Source organism: Streptomyces sp. NPDC046909, assembly GCF_040644695.1.
Taxonomy (GTDB): Bacteria; Actinomycetota; Actinomycetes; order Streptomycetales; family Streptomycetaceae; genus Streptomyces.
Genome location: NZ_JBEYXC010000017.1, coordinates 118,527 through 141,276, shown reverse-complemented (window position 1 = coordinate 141,276; position 22,750 = coordinate 118,527). Strand labels below are relative to the sequence as shown.

General features: G+C 69.4%; 3 protein-coding genes. 1 reads left to right on the top strand and 2 read right to left on the bottom strand.

The genetic code is table 11. The features are described 5' to 3' along the window. Positions 1 to 143 precede the first annotated feature (143 nt). The gene (locus tag ABZ928_RS41410) at positions 144 to 1,556 is read left to right on the top strand and encodes a hypothetical protein (protein WP_361530938.1); all 1,413 of its coding nucleotides are present in this window, start codon (positions 144 to 146) and stop codon (positions 1,554 to 1,556) included. A gap of 35 nt (positions 1,557 to 1,591) precedes the next feature. Here the strand turns inward: ABZ928_RS41410 and ABZ928_RS41405 are convergent, their stop codons facing one another. Beyond that, on the bottom strand, positions 1,592 to 22,294 hold the full coding sequence (locus ABZ928_RS41405; protein ID WP_361530935.1) for a UvrD-helicase domain-containing protein: 20,703 nt from the start codon (positions 22,292 to 22,294) through the stop codon (positions 1,592 to 1,594). 62 nt (positions 22,295 to 22,356) lie between these two features. Further along, positions 22,357 to 22,629: a hypothetical protein gene (locus tag ABZ928_RS41400; RefSeq protein WP_361530933.1), complete on the bottom strand. Its 273-nt coding sequence runs from the start codon at positions 22,627 to 22,629 to the stop codon at positions 22,357 to 22,359. Positions 22,630 to 22,750 lie beyond the last annotated feature (121 nt).

Sequence of the window (22,750 nt, the reverse complement as noted above, 5' to 3'; positions counted from 1 at the left end):
GTGTGGCGTCGACCGGCGGTAATGCACGTTCCCGAACGGAGGACTTGATGACTGACTGCTCCATATCCGCGCCGACCGGTGCACGTAACGCGCGGCCGTCGGCAAGATCGCGCCGTGCACCGCACCGGGTGGTCGCTGCGGGGATGGCGGCACTCGTCCTCGGTGCGCTGGCCGGGTGCAGCGGCGCCTCGGGGGGCGAGTCTGATCCGACGACCGGGGCAACGCGCAAGGCCGCGGCACCGGTCCGGCTCCCGGTGCCGGACGGATTCGACTCCGCGGCCGGCTGGAGCACGTCGGCGAGCGTCGAGGCCGCCGACACCGAGCCGGGTTCCAGCGGCTTCCCCCTGGTCGCCGTCGCACCCAAGAGTGCCCTGGTGATTCAGGCAGCCGCCGACGGATCGCGGGTGCGTGCCTTCTCCCTCTCCAGCGGCAAGACCGTGTGGACGTTCACTCCCGAGGCGCTCACGAATGCCCGTGCCGGTGTCTTCGTCCAGGAGGGCACGGCGGGTGAGAAGGTGGTGCTGGCCCGGCTGGGCGAGACCAGCGGGAACAGCCTGACGACGTCCCGCCCTACCACCACGATCGACGTCATTGCGGCGGACTCCGCCCGTACGGCGAGCGCCGAACATCACCTCGACCTGGCGGCGCCCGACGACACCGCCTCCTCCTTTACCGCCACCGATTCGGGTTTCCTCGTCGGCCCTGCATCCGGCGGCGTACACGAGACGGCCGTCGCGGTCGATGCTGCCACGGGCGCCCAGCGCACCGTGCGGACCACGTCGCTGAAGGTGCCCGGCTGCGGCTCGGGATCCTGCACCGTTCAGGCCTCTGCGGCCTTCGCCACCGCCGACGGTGTCGTCTCCGCCTTCCAGCAGCAGGACGGCTGTGACCAGTGGACCAAGAGCGGCACCCCGTGCACGTACGGCTTCCAGGTCGGCGACGCCTGGACCAGCACCAGCGTGGCCCCCAGCGGCATGCACGTCGGCATCCCGCTCGCGGTCAGCGGCCCGTACCTGGTGGCCGCCTGGCACACCAGCAACACGCAGACCGACCCGCCCGCTCTCTCCGACACCGACAAGACCATGCTGGTGGTGCACGATCTCGCCACCGGGAAGATCAAGGCCAAGGTCAGCTGCACCTCCGCCGAGACGCTCACCCTTCAGCCCGGATCGGCGCAGTCCTCCACCCGCCTCTCGCCGAACGGTGACTTCCTCATCTCCGGCCAGGCCGGGTTCGACCTGGCGACCGGACGCGGGCACTGCTTCACGAGTACCGCCAGCACGAAGGGCATCGACCTGACGGCCGTGGCCGACGACGGCACGGCGTACGGCATCGTGCACGCCGTTGACCAGACGGAAGCCACCTCCCTGTACGGGCGGCTGCCGATCACCACGGACGGCACAGACACACCCGAGCGCGCCTCGGCCCGTGTCAGCGTACGGACCGGGACGGCCAAGACCCTGCCCGCAGCCGCCGAGGTCCCCCTGTACGTGGCGGCGGACGGGCACGGTGTCTTCCGCACCCGCGACGTGGTCGCGGTCTACCCCGCTTCCTGAGCACCCACTGCTCTCAGCCCCGAGCATCGTCGCGCCTACCTGCGGCCGACGCCGCCCGGGGCGCTGTGCTGCCCGGGAAGCCGGTGCTCGGCCTGCTCTCGTTCCGCCTGTCCCCGGCGTATCGGGCGGGACCCTGCTGCGGCGGATCCCACGGGACTCGGCGCCGCCGCGGCGACCGCCTCCTGGGCCGCCTCCATGGCGCTGGCCAGCAGGTCATCGGGGATCTGCGCCCCCCGCGCCTGGGCCGTGGTCCTGAGCGCCGCCAGGAACGCCTCCGCGGTGAGCGCGGGGGGCGGCGAAGCCAGCGGTTCTCCGTCGGGCGTCGCCGCTCCGGCGATGCGGTCGGCGGTGGCCCGCGAGTTGGCCGCGATGGTCTGCAGAACTGCGGCTGCTCGCTCCTCGGCCGGGCTGGTCGCGGCGGCCCGGGCGAAGTCGGCGCGGTCCTGCATGCGTTGCGCCTGAACCTCGAAGGCGCCTGCCCCGACCGCCAGGTTCTGCCCGGCTGTCGGGGCAGGCTGCCGCCGCGGTCCCGCAGCCGCACGCTCGATCCTCGACGGACCGTCCGTCGGCGTCGGACGACGCCGACGCGGCAGTCCCGGCCCGGCAGCGGCCTGTTGGCCTTCCTCCGCCGGTGCGCTCGCAGCCGACGGCGAGACCGCGGGGGACGTTGCCTCGCGCAGCGCCCAGTCCCTGTTCGCCTCTCCGCGTACGTAGGCGAAGCCCTCGCCCGCCAGGTGCTGCGGGACTTCTGCGCCCCGGCCCTGAAGGAAGAGATCCACTGACTCGTTCGCGCGCAAGCCGGCTTCGCCCCGGTTGCCCGGCCGCGTGTTCTCGTGGTTGAGCAGACTCATCAAGTCCCGGCGAGACAGCCCGCGATCGCGCTGTACGTCGCTTCGTACGGCGGTCCTGACCTCGTCGAACCAGGCCGGGGTCAGCGCTTCGTTGACCGGCTGCCAGCGTGGCGCGGGACGGTCGGCTGCCGGGCTCGCGTCCAGGAGGCTTTCGGCTTCACCGGGCGTGACCAGGACTTCCCGGACGCCAAACTCGCCTTGAGGTCCGACGACGCCGAGTTCCTCCATGCGGGCCAGCAGTATGTCGGCGTCGGCTGCCGAGACGCCGTAGTCGTGGCTCAGGTCCAGGGCCAGGGTGTAGTCCCGCGCCGCCACTTGCAGCACGACCGCGCGGAACAGGTCTGAGTTCTCGACCGGGTTCTCGTCACCGGGCGGCGACTCGGCCCCTTCAGCGGAGGGCCCCTCCGACGCGGGCTCGTGCGGTGCCGTCCCCTCGGCCGCCGCGGGCGTCTGCTCAGCCGGCTCGTCGACGGCGGACTCGTAGGTGCCGAGTGGAGTGTTCACGTCCTCAGGGAGGTGGCCGTGAAGATGGCTGATGTGGTCTTCGGCAGTGTGGCGCAGGACCCGCAGCAGGTTCCACCGCAAGCCGTCCCGGCCGCCGTTCGCGGCCAGCCGGTTGATCAACGCCTGCGCGCCGGAAGAGATGATCTCCAGTGTCCGGAGCCACAACGCCCGCCCGGTGCCCATGGTTTGACGGTCCGCCATGAAGCGGCCCACGCCGAGCCAACCGCGGCGTACGAAATTGCGTACGGCGGACCACACGGAGGCGATCCGTTGCCATGCGGGATGCTGCGCCAGGTTCCCGAGCCGCTCCGAAACCGCACCGTAGATGCGGCCGATCGACTCGATACCGTTCGCCAGCATCGCGCGGATGCGTCCCGGCTCATCGCTGGCCGAGCCGTTCCCCGTGTCCCCCGTACTGCTCCCCGTGTCCTGGGAGCGGGCGGAGAGCCTTTCGCTGAACCACTGCCAGGCACGGCTCAGCTGGTCGGCGAGGTCGGTCCGCTGGCCGGCGGGGAGCAACCCCGTCAGACGGTCCGCGCGGGTCGCGGCGGCCCGGTGTAGACCCCATATCGCCCGCCAGCCGCGCGAGTCACGCTGACCGGACCGTTCCAGGCGACGCGCCAGCAGCATCGCCCCGTGAGAGATCGCGCGTGCCGTGCGGGCCTCGATCGTGCGGTTGATGCCGTGCGCGCGGATGTCACCGAGCGTGGTCTCCGCATACGTCAGCAACGCCTCCCGGACGGAGCCGCGCAGCTGCTGTCCTGCCTGGCCGATCGAGCGGATCATCGCCCATTCGGGAGTACCCCAGTAATAGCCCGCCTCGGCCTGGGCGTTGCTCATCGCCGCTTCGAGAGCTGCGGCGTCACCTGCCTCGACCGCAGGGTCTTCAGCCACCGGCAGGATCGGGTCTGCGTCAATGCTGGTGAGAATCCCGGACAGCGCTTGCCGAGTGGCCGCGTACTGCTCGCGCAGGTGCTGTTCGTCTTCGGCGCTGAACAGCGGCCTCGGCATGGGCGCCTGTGTCCCAGCCGGGGGTTCGGCGCCCCGCAGCAGGGCGACGATGTCCTCGAAGTGCCGGTCGAAATCGTCCTGCCCGGGAACGTCAGGCTGCGCAACCTCCGGCTGTCCCTGGACTGCCTCGGTCGCAGCCATGTGTGCCTCCCTGATCAAGGCCTCGTAGGCCTCGTCGAGTTCAAATCCGGCCAGTTCCTCGGCGGAGACGGGCTCGTCGTCCTCGTCCCTGCGGCGACGAACGCCGTCCTCCGGGTCCGGCTCCCATGCGCTGCGGCTGTAGACGACCCCGTCCACGACGAGGTCGTCGCCGATCACGTCCGTCCAGAAATCGAAGCCGTCGTCCCCGACGGCCGGCTCGCTCGGCGCAGGCCCGGCCACCAGATGGTCTGCCTCAGCCGCAGGAGCGGGCTCCGGAGTGCTCTCCTCCAGCACTTCGGGCAGCTCGACGATCTCCATGTGCGGCGCGTTGGTTTCGAGCGGCACGCGCTCCGGCTCGGCGCTCTCGGCGGCGGTGTCGGCTTGCGGAAGCGGTGCGGCAGCAGTCGTCTGCGGCTCGACCGCACGCTGTTCCTGCGTTGGTGCGGGCTCGGGAGTTTCGGAGGCCGCAGGCCGCCGGACCAGACGAGTCGCCTTGAGGCGGGAGAACGGCATGGCCCCCTCGTGCGCCCTGTCGAACAGCGTCTGCACGTTCTCGGTGACCTCCAGACGCGCCACCTGCTCCTGAGCCTGGGAGTACACCGCGAGGAGGAGAAGCCGATCGTCCTCGGACACGAACGCCGTGCGTGCGGCCAGAGAACGCCCGGCTTCGGCAACGGTCGTGTGCAGGTCCCGGCAGGCGCGCAGGACGGCGTCGGCCGAGGAGTGCGTGGTGTCGGAGGTGCGGACCAGCTTGCGGAAGGCCGTCTGGATACGTGCCGCCTCGTTGGGGTCTGTGACTCCGGTCTCCTCCTGGAGTTCCTGGGCCTCCGACAGCAGCAGCTGGCCCGTGGCCGAGTTGGCCCAGGCCTCGTACCTACTTTCCGTGGCATAAAGATCGTTGAGGAGGGCTGCTGGGGTCTCGTACGGCAGATGCCGCGCCCCGGTGTTGGCGCTGGATGCGGGAGGGGCGGCCTCGGCCGCCGCCGGCGCCTCGGGCTGAGGCTCGGCGGCGCGGTGCGTGTTGTCTTCGGGCGGGGTTGCGGCGGTGTGCTCGGTAGCTGGCGCTCCGACCGCGGGGGGCGCGGTCTCCGGCACGAGTTCCGTGGCGGGGGGCGCGTCGGGTGCCGTCGCCTGGCCGGTGGGAGCGGGCGATGCGGGGCGGGGTGAGTCTGCGGGAAGGTCGACGAGCCCGGCCAGTGACTGCGGCAGCAGCAGCGGCTCGACATGGTCGTCCGGGTGGCGACCGGTTTCCCACGTGTACGGGCGCGACTCCCCCGGCCCGACGACCAGCTCTCCCACGAGGGAGACTCCGGTGTCGTCACTGACCACCGGGCGCTCGCGAACGATGAAGGGAAGCCGTTCCTCGGACACCCCGGTGAGGCAGTCGCCCGGCTCGACCTCGCCGAGGCGCCGGACGCCGTTGCGTCGGTCGGGCAGCACTGCCCTGAGCGCGTTCACCCGCTCCAGCGTGGCAATGTCGGCGAAGGAGTCCTCCATGCCGCCGAAGTCGATCGGCAGCATCTGCCCCTGTTCCCAGTTCTCGGCGGCCCGGATCCGGGCGACTCGCTCGTCCGCAGTACCCGTGAGGTGAGCCTCCAGGGCTTCCTTGATCACGGTCGCCCTGGTGCCGACGCTGATGCGCCATAGCTCATTGTCGGCTGCCTTCCAGCGGCCCGACTCACCAATGACCTCGAAGCCCTGCTCACTGCGGGACAGGGCGTTCCTGGTTCGCCATGCTGCCGCCACCAGCTGACGCCGTTCCGGCGGCAGAGCCGGACGGAGCCATGCAAGGACCTTGGCCAGGGTCAGCCGTCCGGCGCGGATCGTCGTCGCGGTGTCGCCAGAGGTCTTGACCTCGATCTCGATGGCGCCGCCTCGGGAGTAGACACTGCCAAACTCGTTGCCCGCCTCGTTGTAACCAGGCTCCGACGGCAAGCTAAACCAGCCCTCGTACAGTTGCGGGCTCGCCCTCCTCTTCTGGTCCATTTCGAAGATCAATTTTCCGAAGTCCCACGGGCTCATCTTGCCCAGCGCCTCGGCGATGTCCCGGTCACCCAGCGGCTCGGGCGCGTGCTCCTCTTGCTCGGCGGGGGCCGGAGGCGCGCCAGTGTTGTCGGCGACCTCGGTGACAGGTGCCGGTGCGTTCTCGGTCTGGAGCTCCTCAGTCGGCTGCGCCTCGTGGTCGGCGATGAGGGCACGAAGGCGGGCGTACTGCTCGGTGACCGTCGAGTTGGACAACTCGGCGATACGTTCACGGGCCCGGTCCACCTGCACCTTGACCGGGGCCAGAGCCGCGTCGACGTTCGGCCAGATCTGCTGGCCATCGGGGCTGTACGAAGTGCCGGCCAGTCCCACGACCTGTTCCAGGGCGTCACGCGCGACGGCGGCCCTGACCTTGCGACTGCGCGCGGTGCGCTCGATTCCGTCCACGGCCTCCAGGCAGACGATCAAGGCCTGACGGACGAGCGGGTCGGTGAGCTCCGGCAGCCGGTGCGCGTCGGCGAGCTGCGTGTCGAGTTCGGCGAGTCGATCCGGCGAGTCAGCGTGGGCCTGGACCATGGTCTCAAAGGAGTTGAAGGCTTGGGCGGCGAGCTGGTCGATCTGGATGCGTAGTTGTGCGGCGGCCTCCGTCACCAGGATGTTGAGGGCGGAGTCCGGCTCCCCGCGCTCGCTTTGGGTGTGGCGGAGGTTCTCCTCGAACTGGGCCCAGGGATGGTCCATTTCCCAGACGTCGCGGACCTGGTTTTCACCGAGGGCCTCGCGCATCTCGCGGGCGAGGTTGGGAATCTCGTTCTTCTGCCCGCGGCGGATTCCGGCAGTTCCGCGCTTTTTGATCTTCTGGTCGTCCCAGGGCAAGGGGGCGACATCCGGGTCGGTGTCTGGTGTGGCGGCAGGGATGGTTGTCTGCTCGTGTGCAGGGCTGCTGTTTTCCTGGCCGGCGAAGAGGGACGGCTGGTCGGCTCCGGTGAGCGGTTCGCCCGGGTCCTGCAAGGTGGGGGCGGTCGTCGCGGGCTGCTCCTCGGGGCCGGTTTCTGCCTGGGGAGTCGGCGGGGTGTCCGGTTCCGTCGTGGTCGCGGTGTCGTCGGTCGGCGCGGGGGTTGCGGGCTCCGCAGCAGGCCGGGGCGCCGGGGTGGGGGTCTCTTCCGCTGTCGGCTTGGTGACCGTACGGTCCGGCTGGTCCTGAGGGACATCGGTCGGTGGCGCGGTCTCCAACGCCCCGATGGACACGGAGGGCAGGGGTGGTTCGGGGACGGCGGCGGGCTCGACAGCGGCGGTGGCGGGAGCGGGGGCGGCCTGCTCGGGGGCCGGGGCGGCAGTGATCTCGACCGGGTGGACGTCCGCGAGGGAGCCGACGGAGTGGATCCAGCCGAGGGAGCCGATGTCGAGGCGTTGCCTGGCCCGGGTCACCGTCACGTAAGCCAGGCGCAGCTTGTCCTGTGCGGGCAGCAGGAGTTCACCGGTCTTGGTGTCCTCCTTGGGCTGGGGGAAGTCGCTCCAGACCTGGACCTGGTCCCATTCGCGGCCCTTGGACTTGTGGGCGGTGGAGACGACCAGCTCCGGGCGGGTCTCCTCGGCCCGTGCTTCCTCCGGGACCAGGTCGCGGATCATGTTGAGCAGGCCCTGGGGCGTGTAGCGGTCGACGAGCCGTACGAAGGTCTGCAGGGTCTGCGCGTCCTCGTCGGATTCCGCGTACTCCTTGACCTCGCTCCAGTTCTCGAACGCCGACAGCTCAGGATGCGCGGTACGACGGCCCTGTTGCAGATCGCGGGCGGCCCGGGCGATGTCCTCGATGTCCCGGCCGCCGCCGACGAGGGCCACGCGCTTGCCGGCCTCGAATCCCGCGAACACCGCGGAGATGGCACCGACGTTGGTGTAGGTCAGGATCGCATCGGGTTCTTCGACGGTGCCCAGGACCGTGTCGAGGGTGGGCGCTCCTTCCAGCCGGAGGTCGGACTCCAGGAGGGCGAGGTACGCGTTGCCCACCTCGGCGACGGCGGGGCCGAACCGCCAGCTCTGCGTCAAGGGCAGGACCACGTCGGCCGGCCAGTCCTTCAGGGCGTCGACCGCGCCGCGGAACTCGTAAATCGCTTGGTTGCTGTCTCCGACGACGATGATCTGGGCGTCCTGGTCCTGGATCACCTTCTTCAGCACCGGGTTGATGTCCTGCGCCTCGTCGAAGAAGATCGTGTCGAAGTTCAGACGCGGGTTCCCCAGAGCCCAGATCTTGAGGTAGTCGTCGTGATCGAAGACGATCTTGTTGCTGTTCGGGTCCGCGATGTCCGCCCAGGCCCTGCGGGCGTAGTCCAGCAAGGTGCGCGCGGCGGGGACATGCGCCCATTTCTCCCCCAGGTGCTGACGCCCGAGTTCGGCGTCGGCGCTCTGGCGGTAGCGGCGGACGGCGCCCATCACGATCTTGGCGATCTCCTCGGGCCTGACGTGCTGAACGTTGCCCTCGCGGTCAGCGACGCGTAGCTCGGCGGTGATGCCGAGTGCAGCTGCGACGTCCTTGGGGCGGCGGGCTCCCGAGTTGCGGCCAGCGGTGGAGACCTTCTGCCGGTAGGGGGTGTTGCGCAGATCCTGAAGGGCGAAGGAGTGGCTGGTGCGGGCGGTGACATTGCGGCCGAATTTCTGGCCCGCTTCGTCGGCGATGGCCCGGTTGAAGGCGATGTAGCCGATGCGCCGCTCCAGCATCTGCGCAGCGATCATCACGAGCGTGGACGTCTTGCCGGTGCCCGCGAGGGCCTGCACCGCAACGTGCTTGCCCTCCACGGCCGCGGTGATGATCGCCTGCTGCTGGGCCGTGGGCGGGTACTTGCCGCCGGCCACGGTGGCGACCGTGCTCTCCTGAGCGTCCCTGGCCGCGAGGAAGGCCCGGACCTCGTCCAGGACCTGCTCCTTCTGCCCGCGCATGCCGGAGTAGCGCCAGCGGCCCTTCTCGTACTTGAAGTTCTTGTCCCGCTTCAGCAGTTCGCGGAGACCGTCCTCCTGCGGGGCGCCGGTCGTGCCGCTGACGTAGGTACCGGTCGCATCGCTGACGATCTTGATCCGGCTCGTCCAGGGGCCGGGAGCCTTGGTCTCCGGCTCGGTCGCCGCCACGGTGTCCTCCTGTTGCTCCTCGTCAGCTGCGGCCGAAGACGTCGACGCGTGTGCAGCGTCCTGCTCAGAAACTGATGGGCTTGGCTCTCCTTGCCGACGGTTGTCCGGACCGATGTGACCGATGGAGACCCGGTCCCCGAAGGCGCCTATCAGGTCCTTTAGAGGCTCTGTGTCCGCTTTCGGGGGGCGGGCCGGCTCGTGTAGATCCCTAGCGGGCAAACTGGCGGAGGCCTCGATCGCAGCGGCCAACGGCAGCCGGTCCAGGGCCTGGGCGTAGGGCAACCGGACGAGTTCCTCGATCTGGCCCCAGGCCAGGCCTTCCTCAAGGGGGAGAAGTCGGGCGTCCGTTCGATGCAGCAGGTCGCGCGGGAAGATCGTGTATCCGGTCCTGGACGTCAGGGAGAGGTTGCTGTCGGGCGCGATCAGAACGCCGTGCAGGATGTCGCCATGCTGCGGGTCCTCCTCGGCGGCCTGGAGGAGGAGAACAGCGTCGGGTATCTCGCCGTTGGCGAAGGAGAGCGTGACCACGACCCCGAACTGAATCTCCGCGTCGATCGGGGGGCGTGTCGAATAGCGCGGCAGGTCACGAAGGTGGTCACGGGTCAGCACCTCAGTCGATGCGCTCAATAGGTGCTGTGTACCGCCCGTCCCTGGCTCGGCCGGCGCGGCCTCTTCGGGCGGCGACTTCGGATTCGGCTCGGGCTGATGCCCCCAGGCCAAGGTGCGGTACAGCTCCGCAGCGTCCCCCGGATCCACGACGCCGGGCTCCAGCACCGTCAGGTACTGCGGGTAGGCGGTGGTGGGCACCCCCTGCGGCCACCCCTCGCGGTCAGCCAGGACAGCCGCGGACTGCCCGCCCACACTCATGACATAGCCGCAGACAATGCCCGTGCTTCCGGTGGAGATGTTCAGGACACGGTCACCCACAGCGGTCAGTGGGCGTTCGGCCAGCCTGGCGTCCCGCAGCCGTCGCCGCCCCTCCGGCGCAAGGACAACGGCCTGCCCTGGGCCGAGTTTCAGAGCGCTTTCGTCGATCAGTCGACTCACGGTGGACGGGTCCGCGAGGACGCCAGACTGGCCGTCGGTCCCGCCCAGGTGGATGACTGCGGGGTCCCGTCGCCCTTCGGGGGTCTGCCTTGTACGCAGCAAGTCCCTGTCCGCGGCGAAGAGAATCGAGAACTCGTCCGCCACGACGGGCAGTGTGGCGACGGGCTCGTTGTGATCCCCTTGCGTACTGGGAGCTACTGCTGCCCGAGGAGCGGCTTCCGGGCGCGGTGCTGGCCGGGCGCCCTTCGCGACCCTCTGGGTCGGGAGCAGATGTTGCATCGAGCGCAGCTGTTCCAGGGCCTTGTCATGGGGCAACGCCGCCAACGCCTCGACTGCTGTCCAAGTGATCGGAAGGGCGAGCGGCAGTACCCGGGAGCCGGGCATGGCCAGCAGGTCAGCAGGCCTGTATCGGCCGTTGAGGCTGGTGGACACCGGCCCGTTCGCCGGAACGATTTGAGCGCCACGGATGATCGGGTCTTCTCCGGTGTCCTCCTCCACCTCGACCGACTGCAGCAGGAGCAGGGCGTCATGGACTTGACCGTCGCGGAAAGTGAGCGTCGTGAGGATGGCCAGACGGGCGTCCTGGTCACCGTGCCGACCGTCGTGGCGGGGTAGCTCGTCAAGATGCTGTGGGGTCAGAAGGTTGCTGGCCTCGGCCGACTCCGCAGCCTTCACACCGTGTTCGGGATCTGTCGCCGGTGAGCTGGGAACAGCGTCTTCCGGTTCTGCCGCCGCGATCAGTGCGGCATGAATGTCGGCGATCGCTTGCTCAGCGACTTCTTCCTGCGCGCCCTGCGGGCTGGCGTGGAACCAGTCCTGCCACTGGTCCTCGGTGCCGTTCGGATCTCCGATGTCCGCCCAGTTCAGCCAGTCGAGGAGGTGGGCTCGCAGAGTCTTCCCGTCTGGCGCCTCGGCGAACCACAGGCCGACACGCGCGCTCGTCAGGGCGGCCCGTACTGCCTGCTCCCGGGCTCGATGGTGGTGGCGCTCCAGGCTGTCGGCGATGATCTGCTCAACGTCAGTGTGCTGTTGAGCCGGGGCATCAGCAGGCACGGCGGCTTGAGCAGCTGGTGGGGCTTTCCGGGTGGCCTGGTGCTCCAGCGCCTGCGGGTCCGGCTCGGGCTCCTCGGCCCGCTCGGCCATCTGGTGAGTCAGCGACAGCCGTATGAGGTGCTGCTCGGTCTGCGTGAGCAGGGAGGACAGCAGGTCGCGGGCGTGTTGTGGCGCTTGGGTACGGTCCAGTTCGCGTGCCAGGGCTCCAGCAGCGGCGAAGGCCAACCGGTAGGCATCCACCGCTTCGAGGAAGGGCCGGCTCCGCCGGACAGCGGCTCGCCCGATCGCCCCCGCCCCGTTCCAGCGCATGCCGAACTCCCAGCGCAGGGTGTGCGTGTCTGCTTCGGCGTCGGTCAGCAGACGGGAGTCCGCCGGAACAGCGACGATCTCGCGCGGGTTTATGCGTGTGCTCGGCGCGGCGTAGTAGTAGCCGTCGCGGTCACACGAGCTCGTGGTGATGACGAGGGTGCGGTACGACAGCCTCCTGGAATTGGGCCAGCGCTTGAACCCTTCGCGCACCACGTCGCCGGGCTTCAGGACGGCACGGTCGTTGGTGTACGGGGCGAATCCGTCCGGGATCTCGACGGAGGCCGGCCCCTTGAACCACGAGTCCGGGGCTCCGGAAGCCGGTCCAGGCGGCCCCTCGGGTTTCAGCGCTGCCGGAAGTGCCTCGTCCACCTGCCCGAACAGCACGTTGAGCCGGTCCACGGCCTCCAGCATCGTCTCCACGCTGTAGGGGGCCATGTCCGCGTCGGCAGAGACGTCGCTCCCCGCCTGTTCCGGGGACTGGGCGGTGTTGCTGTTGTGCGGCGCAGTGGTCGTGTCATGTGTGCTCACGGCGGAGGGCTTCGAGGATTCGACCGTCGTCGTGTCGGCCTCAGCGGGTTGACCGGGGTGTGCTGCGGACACGGTCTCGTACACCTCGTAGAAGGCGACGTTCGCATACTGTTCCTCGACCCCCTGACGGGTGTGGCGGAACGAGTCCCGGAACCGGTCGCCTTCCGTGCCCGTGGCCGACAGGTCGGCATGGATGAGCCAGTCTGTGAACAGCTGGCGGGCTTCCTCGCGTGAGCGCCCGTCCGTAAGCAGCGCCCGCAAGTGGTCGTCGGCGAGGGCCGCTCGTACCGCTCGTTGCCGGGCGTCCTCGCGCATCTCCGTGGCCCAGCGGGTGTTTTCTGCCTGGAACTCGGCGCGCTTGCGCTCTCGTTCGCTCTCGTTGACATCGGGCGAATCGGCTGGCTGCTCCTCTGGGACCGAGGGGCTCGGCTCCGGCGGCACGGGTTCCAAGGCCTGTTGGCGCAGCTCGCGGTGGGCGCGAGGGGCTGCCAGCTGGAGGACGTCGCGGCGTCCGTCTTCCTTGAGGTAGGTCCACAGCAGGTGTTCCGAGCCGCCGTCCGCGATCAGTTGGTCGGCGGCGGTCGCGAAGATGGGCAGGAAGTCGGCCTGTTGGTTGGCGTGGGCGGCCTGGATCAGCGCCGGGTTCTCGCTCGCGGTGTTCACCAGCCAGGCCGCGACATCTTCGGGGTCGGGGGCCATGGAGTCGCGCAGGGCGTCGCGGACCGTCTGCTGGATCACCGCTCGTACGGCGGGAGAGTTCCACGCCGGTGCTATCGGACCGGCTGGGAGATGTTCGTCGAGCCAGGCCTCGACTTCCTCGTCGGACACGAGTGCGTCGGACAGTTTCACCGGGCGGACCAGGAGGGGTAGTGCGGTGTGGGCGGGCAGGACCAGGCCGGGAACGTCGGCGCTGCGCAGGTCGGGAACCTCTTGGGCGCTGCCGCGGTCTGCGGGGAGCGCGACGTTGACCAGTAGGTGGCCGGCGGCGCTCCTGGCCGCCAGGGTGATCTCGATGCGCTGCTGTGATGCCGGCTCCGGACGGGGTACGGCCTCGTCTTCGGAGCCCGGGGTGGCGCCTTCCTCGGCGATCGGCAGGAGGGACGGCTCGCTCTCCAGCCCATCAGGCTGAGGCAGGACGTCGGTCCCCGGGGCAAGCTCCTCTCCTACCGGTTCCGGAGGTTCATCCGTGCTCTGCGCCGGTGGGAGGGCGGGGGTCCCGAACATCTCCTGCCAGTCGGCTGACTGTTGGGCGGTGGCGGTGATGCGGGAGGCCAACTGCACGGCGTGCTGCTTCATGGTGCGGAATCGGGCCATCACCACGGGCGCCCGGTAGCGCTCCTCCTCCAGGTTGTGGGCGAGGATCAGGACGGCGTGGGCGAGCTGGGTGCAGCGTTCGACCACGGTGGCGGCCGGATGGGTGAACGGGTCGCTGACCCGGCCCACTGGCCCGTCGCACAGTTCCTCCATGGCCAGCCAGACGGCTTGGCCATCCGGTCGTGTCTGCACGCCCGTGTCGGTGAGTCCCCGTCCGATCAGGCGGCGGCCCGCTGGGGTTTCCTTGAGCCCCGACAGCGCGCCGTACATCTCCCAGAAGTCGTGCTGGGCTTCCTCTTTCGACGTGTACGGCTCGCCGACGGGAATGACGATCTCGGGGGCCGTTTCCTGCCCGGGCTCCTCGACCATCCGGTAGGGGCGCCCCATGCGGGTCAGCTCAGCGGTCAGCTTCCGTACGCGGACATCGCGTGTGGCCTGGCTCAGGTTCCGCTTCAGGTACCAGAAGCCCTTGTTTCGGCTCCACTTGAACTTGAGGCCGTCCAGGACACCACGTACCGGAGCGTCGGCGTCCTCCGCAGTGGTGCCGCGGACCACGGTGCCGCGGTAGTGGTGCTCGATCTCCAGGGCGGCGGTCGACGCAGTGGCCGGCTGCGGTTCGGGGGCGGGGCCGCGTTCCGCTTCGAGCCGCCGGCGGCGCTGGACCACGCCGGTCCGCACGGCAGCGACGGTCTCCGGGTGGGCGTTGGAGGTCCGGCAGGCGACTGCGTGCTCGTACGAGTGGCGGACGAGGTCGCCCAGCCGCTTGGCGTCATCGGGATGGCGGTAGTCGCTCGGGGCCAGGCTCAGCACCAGGTCGTACGCTGCGTGCGCCGTCGCCGTCACGCGCCGGTTGACCTCGTCCAGGGTCTCGGCGGCCAGGGTGACGAAATCGGCGGCATACCGGGTGTCCCGGACCGCGTCGAGGGCCGCGCGCGCGGCGGACCCTTCGGGCGTGTCGAGCAACGCCTTGGCGGTGTCGGTCGCCATCCACCAGTTCCACGCGGATTCGGCTTTGTTGGCGCCGCCGACGAACGCATCGGAATCCTCGTACGGGGGCCGCTCCAGGCCCAACTCGTGGGCTGCGAGGCGCTGGTGGTGTTGGAAGGTCTTGCGGGCGAGGTCACGCAGGGTGTACTGGCTGACTCCGTCCTCGGCCTCCTGCGCGGCGCCGAGCGCGTAGGAGGTGACCTGCATCCAGTCGGTGAGCGCTGAGGCGACCGTGTCGTGCGGCCGGCGCAGCAGGAGCATGGCTCCGCGCAGTTGGTCCGAGTACGGTCCGCCGTGGTCGTCGTAGGCGTGCGGCCACTTCGGGAAGGTGTCGAAGATCTCAGTGAGTGCCCGCCCGATCTCGGCACTGTCCTGGTACCAGGGAGCTGTCAGCTGGAGCGGATCGTGGTGATCGAGGACCGCGGTGTGGTCCTCGTCGAGGTCGGCAGCGTCCAGGAACAGGTCGGCGAGGTCGTTTCGTCGCGCCTGCATACGGGCCAGGTGGCGCTCCGTGTACTGGGCGGCCTTCTGGGCGGCCGTGCTCACCTCGTAGCGGGGGTCGTCTGCGAGTTGTACGGCGGTCTCGGCGAGACGGTCGTAGAGGCTGAACACGTCCGCGGGCGTGGCCGGTTCACTCTCGATGACCGCGGTGGCTGCCGCGGCGGCTTGCTGGTGGGCCGGTGTCGTCCCCTGGGGGTCGCCCTCATGTTGTGCAAGGACCCGCCGGAGCTGCTCGGCGGCCATGGCGACGTAGCGGCGTCCGCCCACCAGTTCCGCGGCGTCCGCGTAGCCTCCGAGGACGATGGCGAGGCTTGCCACCTGGGGCCCTGTCGAGACGAGGCCATCACCCCCCGCACTGGCCAGCGGGGCGGCGGACGCCGCGGTTACGGGAGGCTCGTCCTGTGGCTCGCTTGCCGGATCCGGCTCCGGTGAGGGGACGGCGCTCGACACCGGGTCGGGTGCTGGTGCGGTCGTCGAGGTGGGCGCAGGCACGGGAGTACTCGGCTGTGCTGCGGCCAGCTGCACGGAGAACTGGACTTCGTCGGGCCCAAAGACCACGAGCCCGTCCGGGGTCTCTTCAACCCCGGTGCCGTCGGCGGTGAGTTGCGCAAGGCCGGCTGCGAGTTCACGGCCACTGACCGGGCCGGTGCGCAGGCCTCGGGGGCCTGTGACGACGTACTGATCCCACGGAAGGATGCCGGGGATGAATTCCACGGCGTCTTCGCCGAGCGTGAGGGGTTCCGCAGAGCCCGCCCAGTGCCGGTAGGCGTCGCTGGTGGGGTCCTCGACAGTGCTGCGGTACCGCGAGGCGTGATCGCGCAGGCCGGTGAAGACCTCCCAATTCCCCTCCGTGCTCCGGCCGTCTTCACGCTCCCACTGTTCGACCACGGCGCGGCATTGGTCGGCGAGGTGCTGAAGGTGCGTCCACTCGGGTGCCACATCCATGCCGAGCAGGCGGGCCATCCGGCCCGTTCGGCTGGAGGCGATCGCGGTGTCGGCCGCCGAGGTCAGAGCCTGCTCCCGCTCGCCCGCGGCCAGACGTCGGGCATGGTCCCTGGCCCAGCGGCGGTAGGCGGTCAGTGCCGCTTCCTCGGCGCTCCAGTATTCGGACCGGTCGGTGTAGGGCGTAGTCGGAACGCTCCAGGCTCGCTCGGTGGCGGCATGGGATGTCGTCGTCGGCACTGACTCCACGAGATCTTCGATGTCGGGAGATTCCTGTGCTGTGCGGGAGGTGTCTGCCGGATGCTCCCCGTCTGAACGGTCGCCTCCTCCGGCAGACGGCTCCTTGACCGGCTCGGCCACAGGCACGGATATGGCGCGACCGGAGGTCTGTTCCGGCGCGTGCTCGCGGGACCGCTGTGGAGCATCGGTTTCGTCGGCCGCGTCTTCCTGCCGAGATCGGGAGGCAGGCTGGGGACGGTCTGTCGTGTCCGGGTGCGCCCATGGGGAGATCGCATAGAAGCGCACCCGCATCGCCTGCCGGAACGCAGCTGCTTCATCGTCCGCCAGGGCCTCCCTCAAATTCTGGGCCGCGCCGTGGAGTTGGGCGCTCAGCCAGTCGTCGAACAGATCACCGGCTTGCTGACCGTTGGCGCGAAGAGCGTGCTGGGCATCCTGGAGGAGCCGCTCGATGGCGTCCTCGTACGCAGCGACGCTGGCGGGGATCTCCTCGGTGAGCGGTGTGATCGTCACCGACCCGAGGGGACCAGTGACCACCACCGTGCCCGTGGGGTCTGGTGCGATGGTGACGTCCGACCCGTCTTGGCCGAGCTGCTGCACGATGTCGTTGAGGAACGTGCCGCGTGAGTCGCTGAGCGTCCCGCCGAGCATCGTGTGCTGGTACCAGCGGTCCGGGTCGAACGGTCCGCTCGATGTGGGCTCCGACGGGCGTGCGGGAGAAGAACCTGCCGGTGTCGGCGGGTCCGGGCGTCGCCGATCTGTCAGTGGTGCGGCCCGATGGGTGTGCCCGATGGCGGCCCTCGCCACCTGCTCAGCACGGTCCCGCATCGCGCGTCCAGCTTCGTTGAGCCTGAAGCTGGGCGAGTCGAGGAAGGCAAGGAACTCCTCACTGGTGCGCGCCAGTTCTCGGCACAGGCCCAGAGCCCACGGATCGCCCCCCGGTCCTGACTCTCCAGGGGCGCTCGCGCGCTCCTGCTCCAGTGCCTCGGCCAGCGCGATCCCAGCTTCATTCATCTGGCGGGCCAGCTGCTGGCCACGGCCGCTCATTCCGTCGACGACGTCGAGGTCCTGCCAGGCGGCGAAGGCCGCCAGAACAGCCGCCTCGCCCGTCAAGGCGGCGGCTTCGTCGGCGTACGGTGCCAGCGCCACGCGGTCAGGTCCGCGGTCTCGCTCCGAGGGGGTGCCCGCGGACGATCCAGTCCCGGAGGTGGCGGGCGCCGCGGTGGGACCGTTCCTGGTGTTCGCTGTGTCGGCCAGCGCGTCCAGGAAGCCGCGGGTGGTATCGCTCAGGTCGTCGGAGGTTATGGTGGCCGGGTCGACCTCCACCCAGCCGTCACTCGTGCCACCCGCCATGACCATGAGGTCGTGGACCGCTGCGTCGACGAGGTCGGTGCCCTCTTCGGTGACCGCCTTGTCGTGGGCCTCTGGCTCGCCCGCCTCCACGGCGCTGTGCACGCCGAGCGCCTTGGTCAGCTTGCGGTGCTCGGCCGTGACCTTGTCGAGTTCGGCCTGCTGCGGGAAGGGCTTGCCCACCAGTTCCTTGGCCCGTTCGATGTTCGTCTCGATACGGGCGATGTGCTCCTGTGCCTTCGAACGGACGGATTCCAGGCCGTCCAGCGTGTTCTCCAGACGGCGGATCAGCCCGACGCGATCCTGGTTGGCCAGACCGCTCGCGGTCAGCCGGACCTCGTCGACGGGGGCATCCCGGAAGTACAGCTGCACGTACATGCCGTCGAAGGCGCGCTGGGTGACGGCGACGACCGGGAACCCGCCCAGCTCCCCGACGACGGCGTCCTTCTGCATGCCGGTGGCGACCGAGGCGCGGGCCAGGCGCTCCAGCCGCTGGGCCAGGGCCTCACCGGCCTCCCTGCGCTCGTCGAAGACGTGGCCCTCGACGGTCATCGTGAAGGCGTCGCCGCGGGTGTCGGTACGCCGCTCGATGGCGGCGGCGGCCTCCTGCATCCGGGCCTTCAGGTCCTGAACGCGGCGGCGCCCTTGCTCGCCGGTGACCTGGTAGGCGAACTGCTCGTCGTGCCACATCTGCTGGTCCAGGCGCAGCTTGGCCAGGCGGCCCTCGACGCGCTCCAGCTGTTCGAGTTCGGGTTTGTCCGCGGCGACGGCGAACATGACGCCGGCGGGGATGCGGCCGTCGTCGCCGTCCTCGGCGGCCTCCAGGATGCGCGAGGTGTCGTTGACGTCGAGGATCGCCTCGGCGAACGCCTGCTTGGTGGCGACCTTCTGCCACAGGAACGGGTCGTAGGACTTCTTGGTGACGATCGCCGTGTGGTGGATTGCCTTGTGAGCGTTGCCCTGACGCTTGCCCCGCCCCAGGCTCTGGATGATCGGCGTGGCCTTCCACGTGGGATCGATCTGCATCACGTGGATGACGCGCTTTTGCAGGTTGCGTCCCGTGCCCAGGCCGGAGCGACTGCCGACCAGTACCGCGACGCGCCCCTCACGGGCGTCCTTGTCGAGGCGGGCCTTCTGCTGAGGGTTCTTCGCCTCCTGGTCGAAGCGGATGAGGCTGCCCGGCATGCCACGGGCGGTCAGTGCCTCCCGCAGCGCCTCGTAGAAGACGAACTCCTTGTCGGGGCCCGGCACACCAAGGTCGCAGAAAGCGAGTTGCAGGCTGCCGCGATTGGGTTCCTCGTTGCCGTCCTCGTCATAGAACACGTCGTCCTTGTGGAGCTGCCACAGCCGGAACAGCTCGTCGGCGGCGACGTCGACCTTCTGGGCTTCGGTCGTGCTCCTGTTGACCAGGCGCACGTCGAGCGAGGCCAGACGCCCGTCGGTGGAGATCCACAGGGTGTTGTCCTCGACCAGCCGACCCTTGCGGTTGTACTTCAGGGCGGGATCGCCCAGGCGGATGCCCATCATGCGGGTGCCGAGCGACTGCATCACCGTGCGTAGTTCCGGGGAGGCCTCGGCTTCCAGGATCCGCATCTCCCCGCCGATGATGGCCGGTTCGCCGAGCTGGAGATCGCGCTTGAGTTTGACGTCCGCGATGCTGAACAGCACGCGCTTGAGCTCGGTCTGGTTGACGTACCGGGCGTAGCGGGCGCGGGTGGAGAAGGAGTTGCCGTCCGGGCTCATCTCGACCCGGTTGACGGGCTGGATGAAGGTGGAGACGAACTGGTCGTCCTCCTCGATGCCCCACTCGTCGCGCAGCAGGTCGGGGGCGAGGTACTTGATGGCGGTCAGGATCTCCATCGGGGAGTTGTCCACCGGCGTGGCGGTGGCCTGGGTCGTGACCCGGCCGCCGTAGTTCTTGCGCAGGTAGGACAGTTTCATGTCCATGTCCGCGGTGATCTGGTTGCCTTCGAGGGCGAGTTCGCGGATGGAGGAGATCACCCTCAGGTTCTTCAGGGTGTGGGCTTCGTCGTAGAAGATGTAGGTGGAGCCGGTCCGCTCGAACTCCACCCCGGAGTCGCCCGGGGTCTTGATCTCGTCCTCGATGCGCCCCTTCAAGGTGGCGATCTGGTTCTCGATGTCCTTGACGGTGAACTTGTCGCCGCCGTCCGCGTTGTCGAGGTGCGCCTCCAGGCGCTTGACCTCCTGGCTGATGTAGTCCAGGCGGGCCGCTTTGGACATGGGGATCTTCTTGAACGCGGTGTGGCTGATGATGACCGCGTCCCAGTTGCCGGTCGACCAGCGGGCGACGAACTGGTGACGGCGCTCTCCGGTGAGGTCGGAGGAGTCCGCGACCAGGATCCGGGCGCGGGGGTAGGCCTGGAGGAACTCGCGCTGGAACTGGCCCAGAACACCCTTGGGGACGGCGTAGACCGGCTTCTTGGCCAGGCCGAGGCGGGTCAGTTCCATCCCGCCGACGATCATTTCGAGGGTCTTGCCCGCGCCTGTGCCGTGGTACAGGCCGACGCCGGTTTTGGTGGCGCGGATCCGGGCGACCGCGGCCTTCTGGTGGGGGTGCAGGGTGTAGGCCTTGGACAGGCCGGGGGCGGTGATCTGCACGCCGGTGTAGTTCGGGGGGACGATCGCGTTGTAGCGGTTGTTGTAGTAGCGCAGCAGGGTTTCGGCCCGGTCCGGGTCCTCCCAGAGCCACATCCGGAAGCGGTCGTCGAGTTGCTTGGACTTGGCCAGGGCGAACGCCGTCGCCTTCGTGTCGGTCACCGTCGGCCCGTCGGGGGGCAGCTTTTTGGTGACCAGGATTTCCTGGTTGTTGAGCAGGTTGCTGGCCAGTGCCTGAGCCGAGCGGGCCTGGGTGCCCCAGACGGTGCGGGCCAGCAGACTGCCTGTGTCGCCGCCCTTGACGCTCCAGCGGGCCCCGAGATTGCTGACCTTGACGTCGTCGTCTTCGAGGATCTCGCGCAGGAACTGCTGCACGTATTTAGCGGAGACCCAGGCGGCGCCGAGCCGGCTTTCGATCTCGGCGGGCTGCAGGTCCCTGGGGATGACCTCGCTCAGCGCTTCGACGTTGACTGCGTACTTGGGGTCCTTGGCCGCTGCCTGCTCGGCTGCCGCGAGCTTGCGGCGGACGTTGCCCGACAGGTACTCCATGCGGCGGATCAGCCCGCCGTCCGGATCGTCGTAGACGAGGGTGCCCAGTGCCTCGCGCGCGGCCTGTTCGCTGTCCAGGCCGAGGAGAGCGGCCACCGTGTCGAGGCGGATCTCGTTGTGCTGGTCCCAGCAGATCAGCGCGGCGTCCTCGGGGCTGTCCGCGCGCTTGAGGGGCTCGGGCGGGGCGACGACCCGCTTGGCGAACAGGTCGGCCTTCTTCGCGGTCTGCGTGTCCTCGTCGAAGTTCTCCAGTGCGAAGACGTACGGGGCGAAGGGGTCGTTGCGGAAGCCGCCCATGCGCGGGTAGGTCCGGCGTTCGGCCGTTTCCTCGGCCGGTGTTCCGTCGGCGGAGGGAGGGTTGTTGACCTTGAAGCGGTTGATCGGACCGAACCGGGTCACGTATGCGTCGTAGCGGCGGTTGAGTTCGGCCCGCAGCTGCGTCATGCGGGGGGTGGTGAGGTGGTTCTCCGACTCCTCATCCAGCAGGGCGACCGCGATGTCGCGCAGGCCGATCAACTCGCGCAGCTCCTGGGCCTGTGACTTGGCGGGTACGTGCGGGACGGGGCGGCCGTTGCGGATTTCGGTGAAGGTGCCGTCGGGGCCGAGTTCCAGCAGTCCGTCGTACTTCTCCAGGGTCCCCTGGAAGTCCAGGCGCTCGGTGAACGTACGGCCCGAGTCCTGGGCCTGCTGCGCGACATGGTCCAGGGCGGTGCGGAGGGCGGTTTCGGCCTGCGGATTTCCTTCGACAACCAGCTTGGGGCCGTATCGGACGATGTCGGCCTTCGGCGTGCCGAGCACCATCTCCGGGTGCTGCACGAAGTAGTTGTTGATCTCGATGGGCTGCGCGGCGACGCCGGGCCGGGCTCCTGGCAGGACCGTCGGCTCAACGGTCAGCCAGTCGGCTCCGGCTGATGTCTCGCCTTCCGCGCGGCGCCGGAAGATGAGGAGATCCATCACCACGTTGGTGCCGGCGGCATCCTGGTGGGAGTTGCTGGGCAGCCGGACGGCACCGAGGAGGTCAGCGACTGCGGCCATCTGTTCCCGGGCTTCGCGCGCCTCGTCGGTTCCGTCCAGGGTGTAGCGGGAGGTGATCAGGGCGACGATGCCGCCGGGCCGGGTGAGTTCCAGGCTCTTGAGGATGAAGTGGTTGTGGATCGACTGGCGCCGGCCAGGGTTGTGTTTCGGGTCGCGGAGCTTGTACTTGCCGAAGGGGACGTTGCCGATGACAAGATCGAAGTCCTCTTCCGGTGGCCGGGTGTCGGCGAAGGACTCGGTGAGGATCTGCGCGCTCGGGTAGAGGGCCTGAGCCACGGCCGCTGTGATGGGGTCGACCTCGATGCCGACTATCGCGGCGTCGGCAGGGGCATCGGCAAGAAAGCGTCCTGCGCCAACTCCGGGTTCCAGCACCCTCAGTTGCGCACCGGCCGGTACGCCGAACTGCCGCAGGGCCTGCCAGACGACGCGGGCGTAGGCCGGATCGGTGTAGTGCGCGTTCAGAGTCGAGGAGCGGGCCTTGGCGTACTCGTCCGGCGACAGGATGTCCCGCAGATGGGCGCGTTCGGCCGCGAACGCGGAGGCGAACTTCTTCCGCTCGTCGAACAGGTACGGGGTGGCGCCCCAGCCGGTCCACTGCTGGAGCACCTGCCGCTCGGCCTCGGTGGCCGACCGGTTCTCCGCCCGCAGGCGGAGAACGACATGCACGGCCGCGATGTTCGCGGCGACCCGCTCCCGCTCCGTACGCGGTCCGGGCCGGGCGAGTTGTCCTAGTCCTGCTCCGGCTCCTCCTCCAGGAGCACTCTCTCCCGCAGCACCGCGCCCTCCGCCTCCAGCCGGGCGTTGTTCAGCCGCCCGAGGCGCTGAAGGTAGCCCTCCCCGTCCGGCTCCGTTCCCGCCAGCTGCCGGGCTCGCGCCTCGACTTCCTGCTCGATCTGCGTCCCCAGGTCCGTGAAGTACTCCTGGGGGTCCTCCAGCTCCCGGTAGGCCTGGGGCCGGCTCTGCCTCCAGTGCTCCATCGCCTGCTCGCCGTACCGGTTCATGGTCAACGTCTCCTGCCTGCTCAGCGCCGTCCGACGGGGTGGGGCTCGCCGTCCCATCCTCTCCCGCCAGTGGATCATCCGGGCGTGCCGAAGACCGGCTCCGCCCTTGAAGAGCCTCGGG

Coding starts and splice junctions, on each gene's coding strand:
- ABZ928_RS41410 (WP_361530938.1), top strand. CDS start 144: ATGGCGGCACTCGTCCTCGGTGCGCTGGCCGGGTGCAGCGGCGCCTCG.
- ABZ928_RS41400 (WP_361530933.1), bottom strand. CDS start 22,629: ATGAACCGGTACGGCGAGCAGGCGATGGAGCACTGGAGGCAGAGCCGG.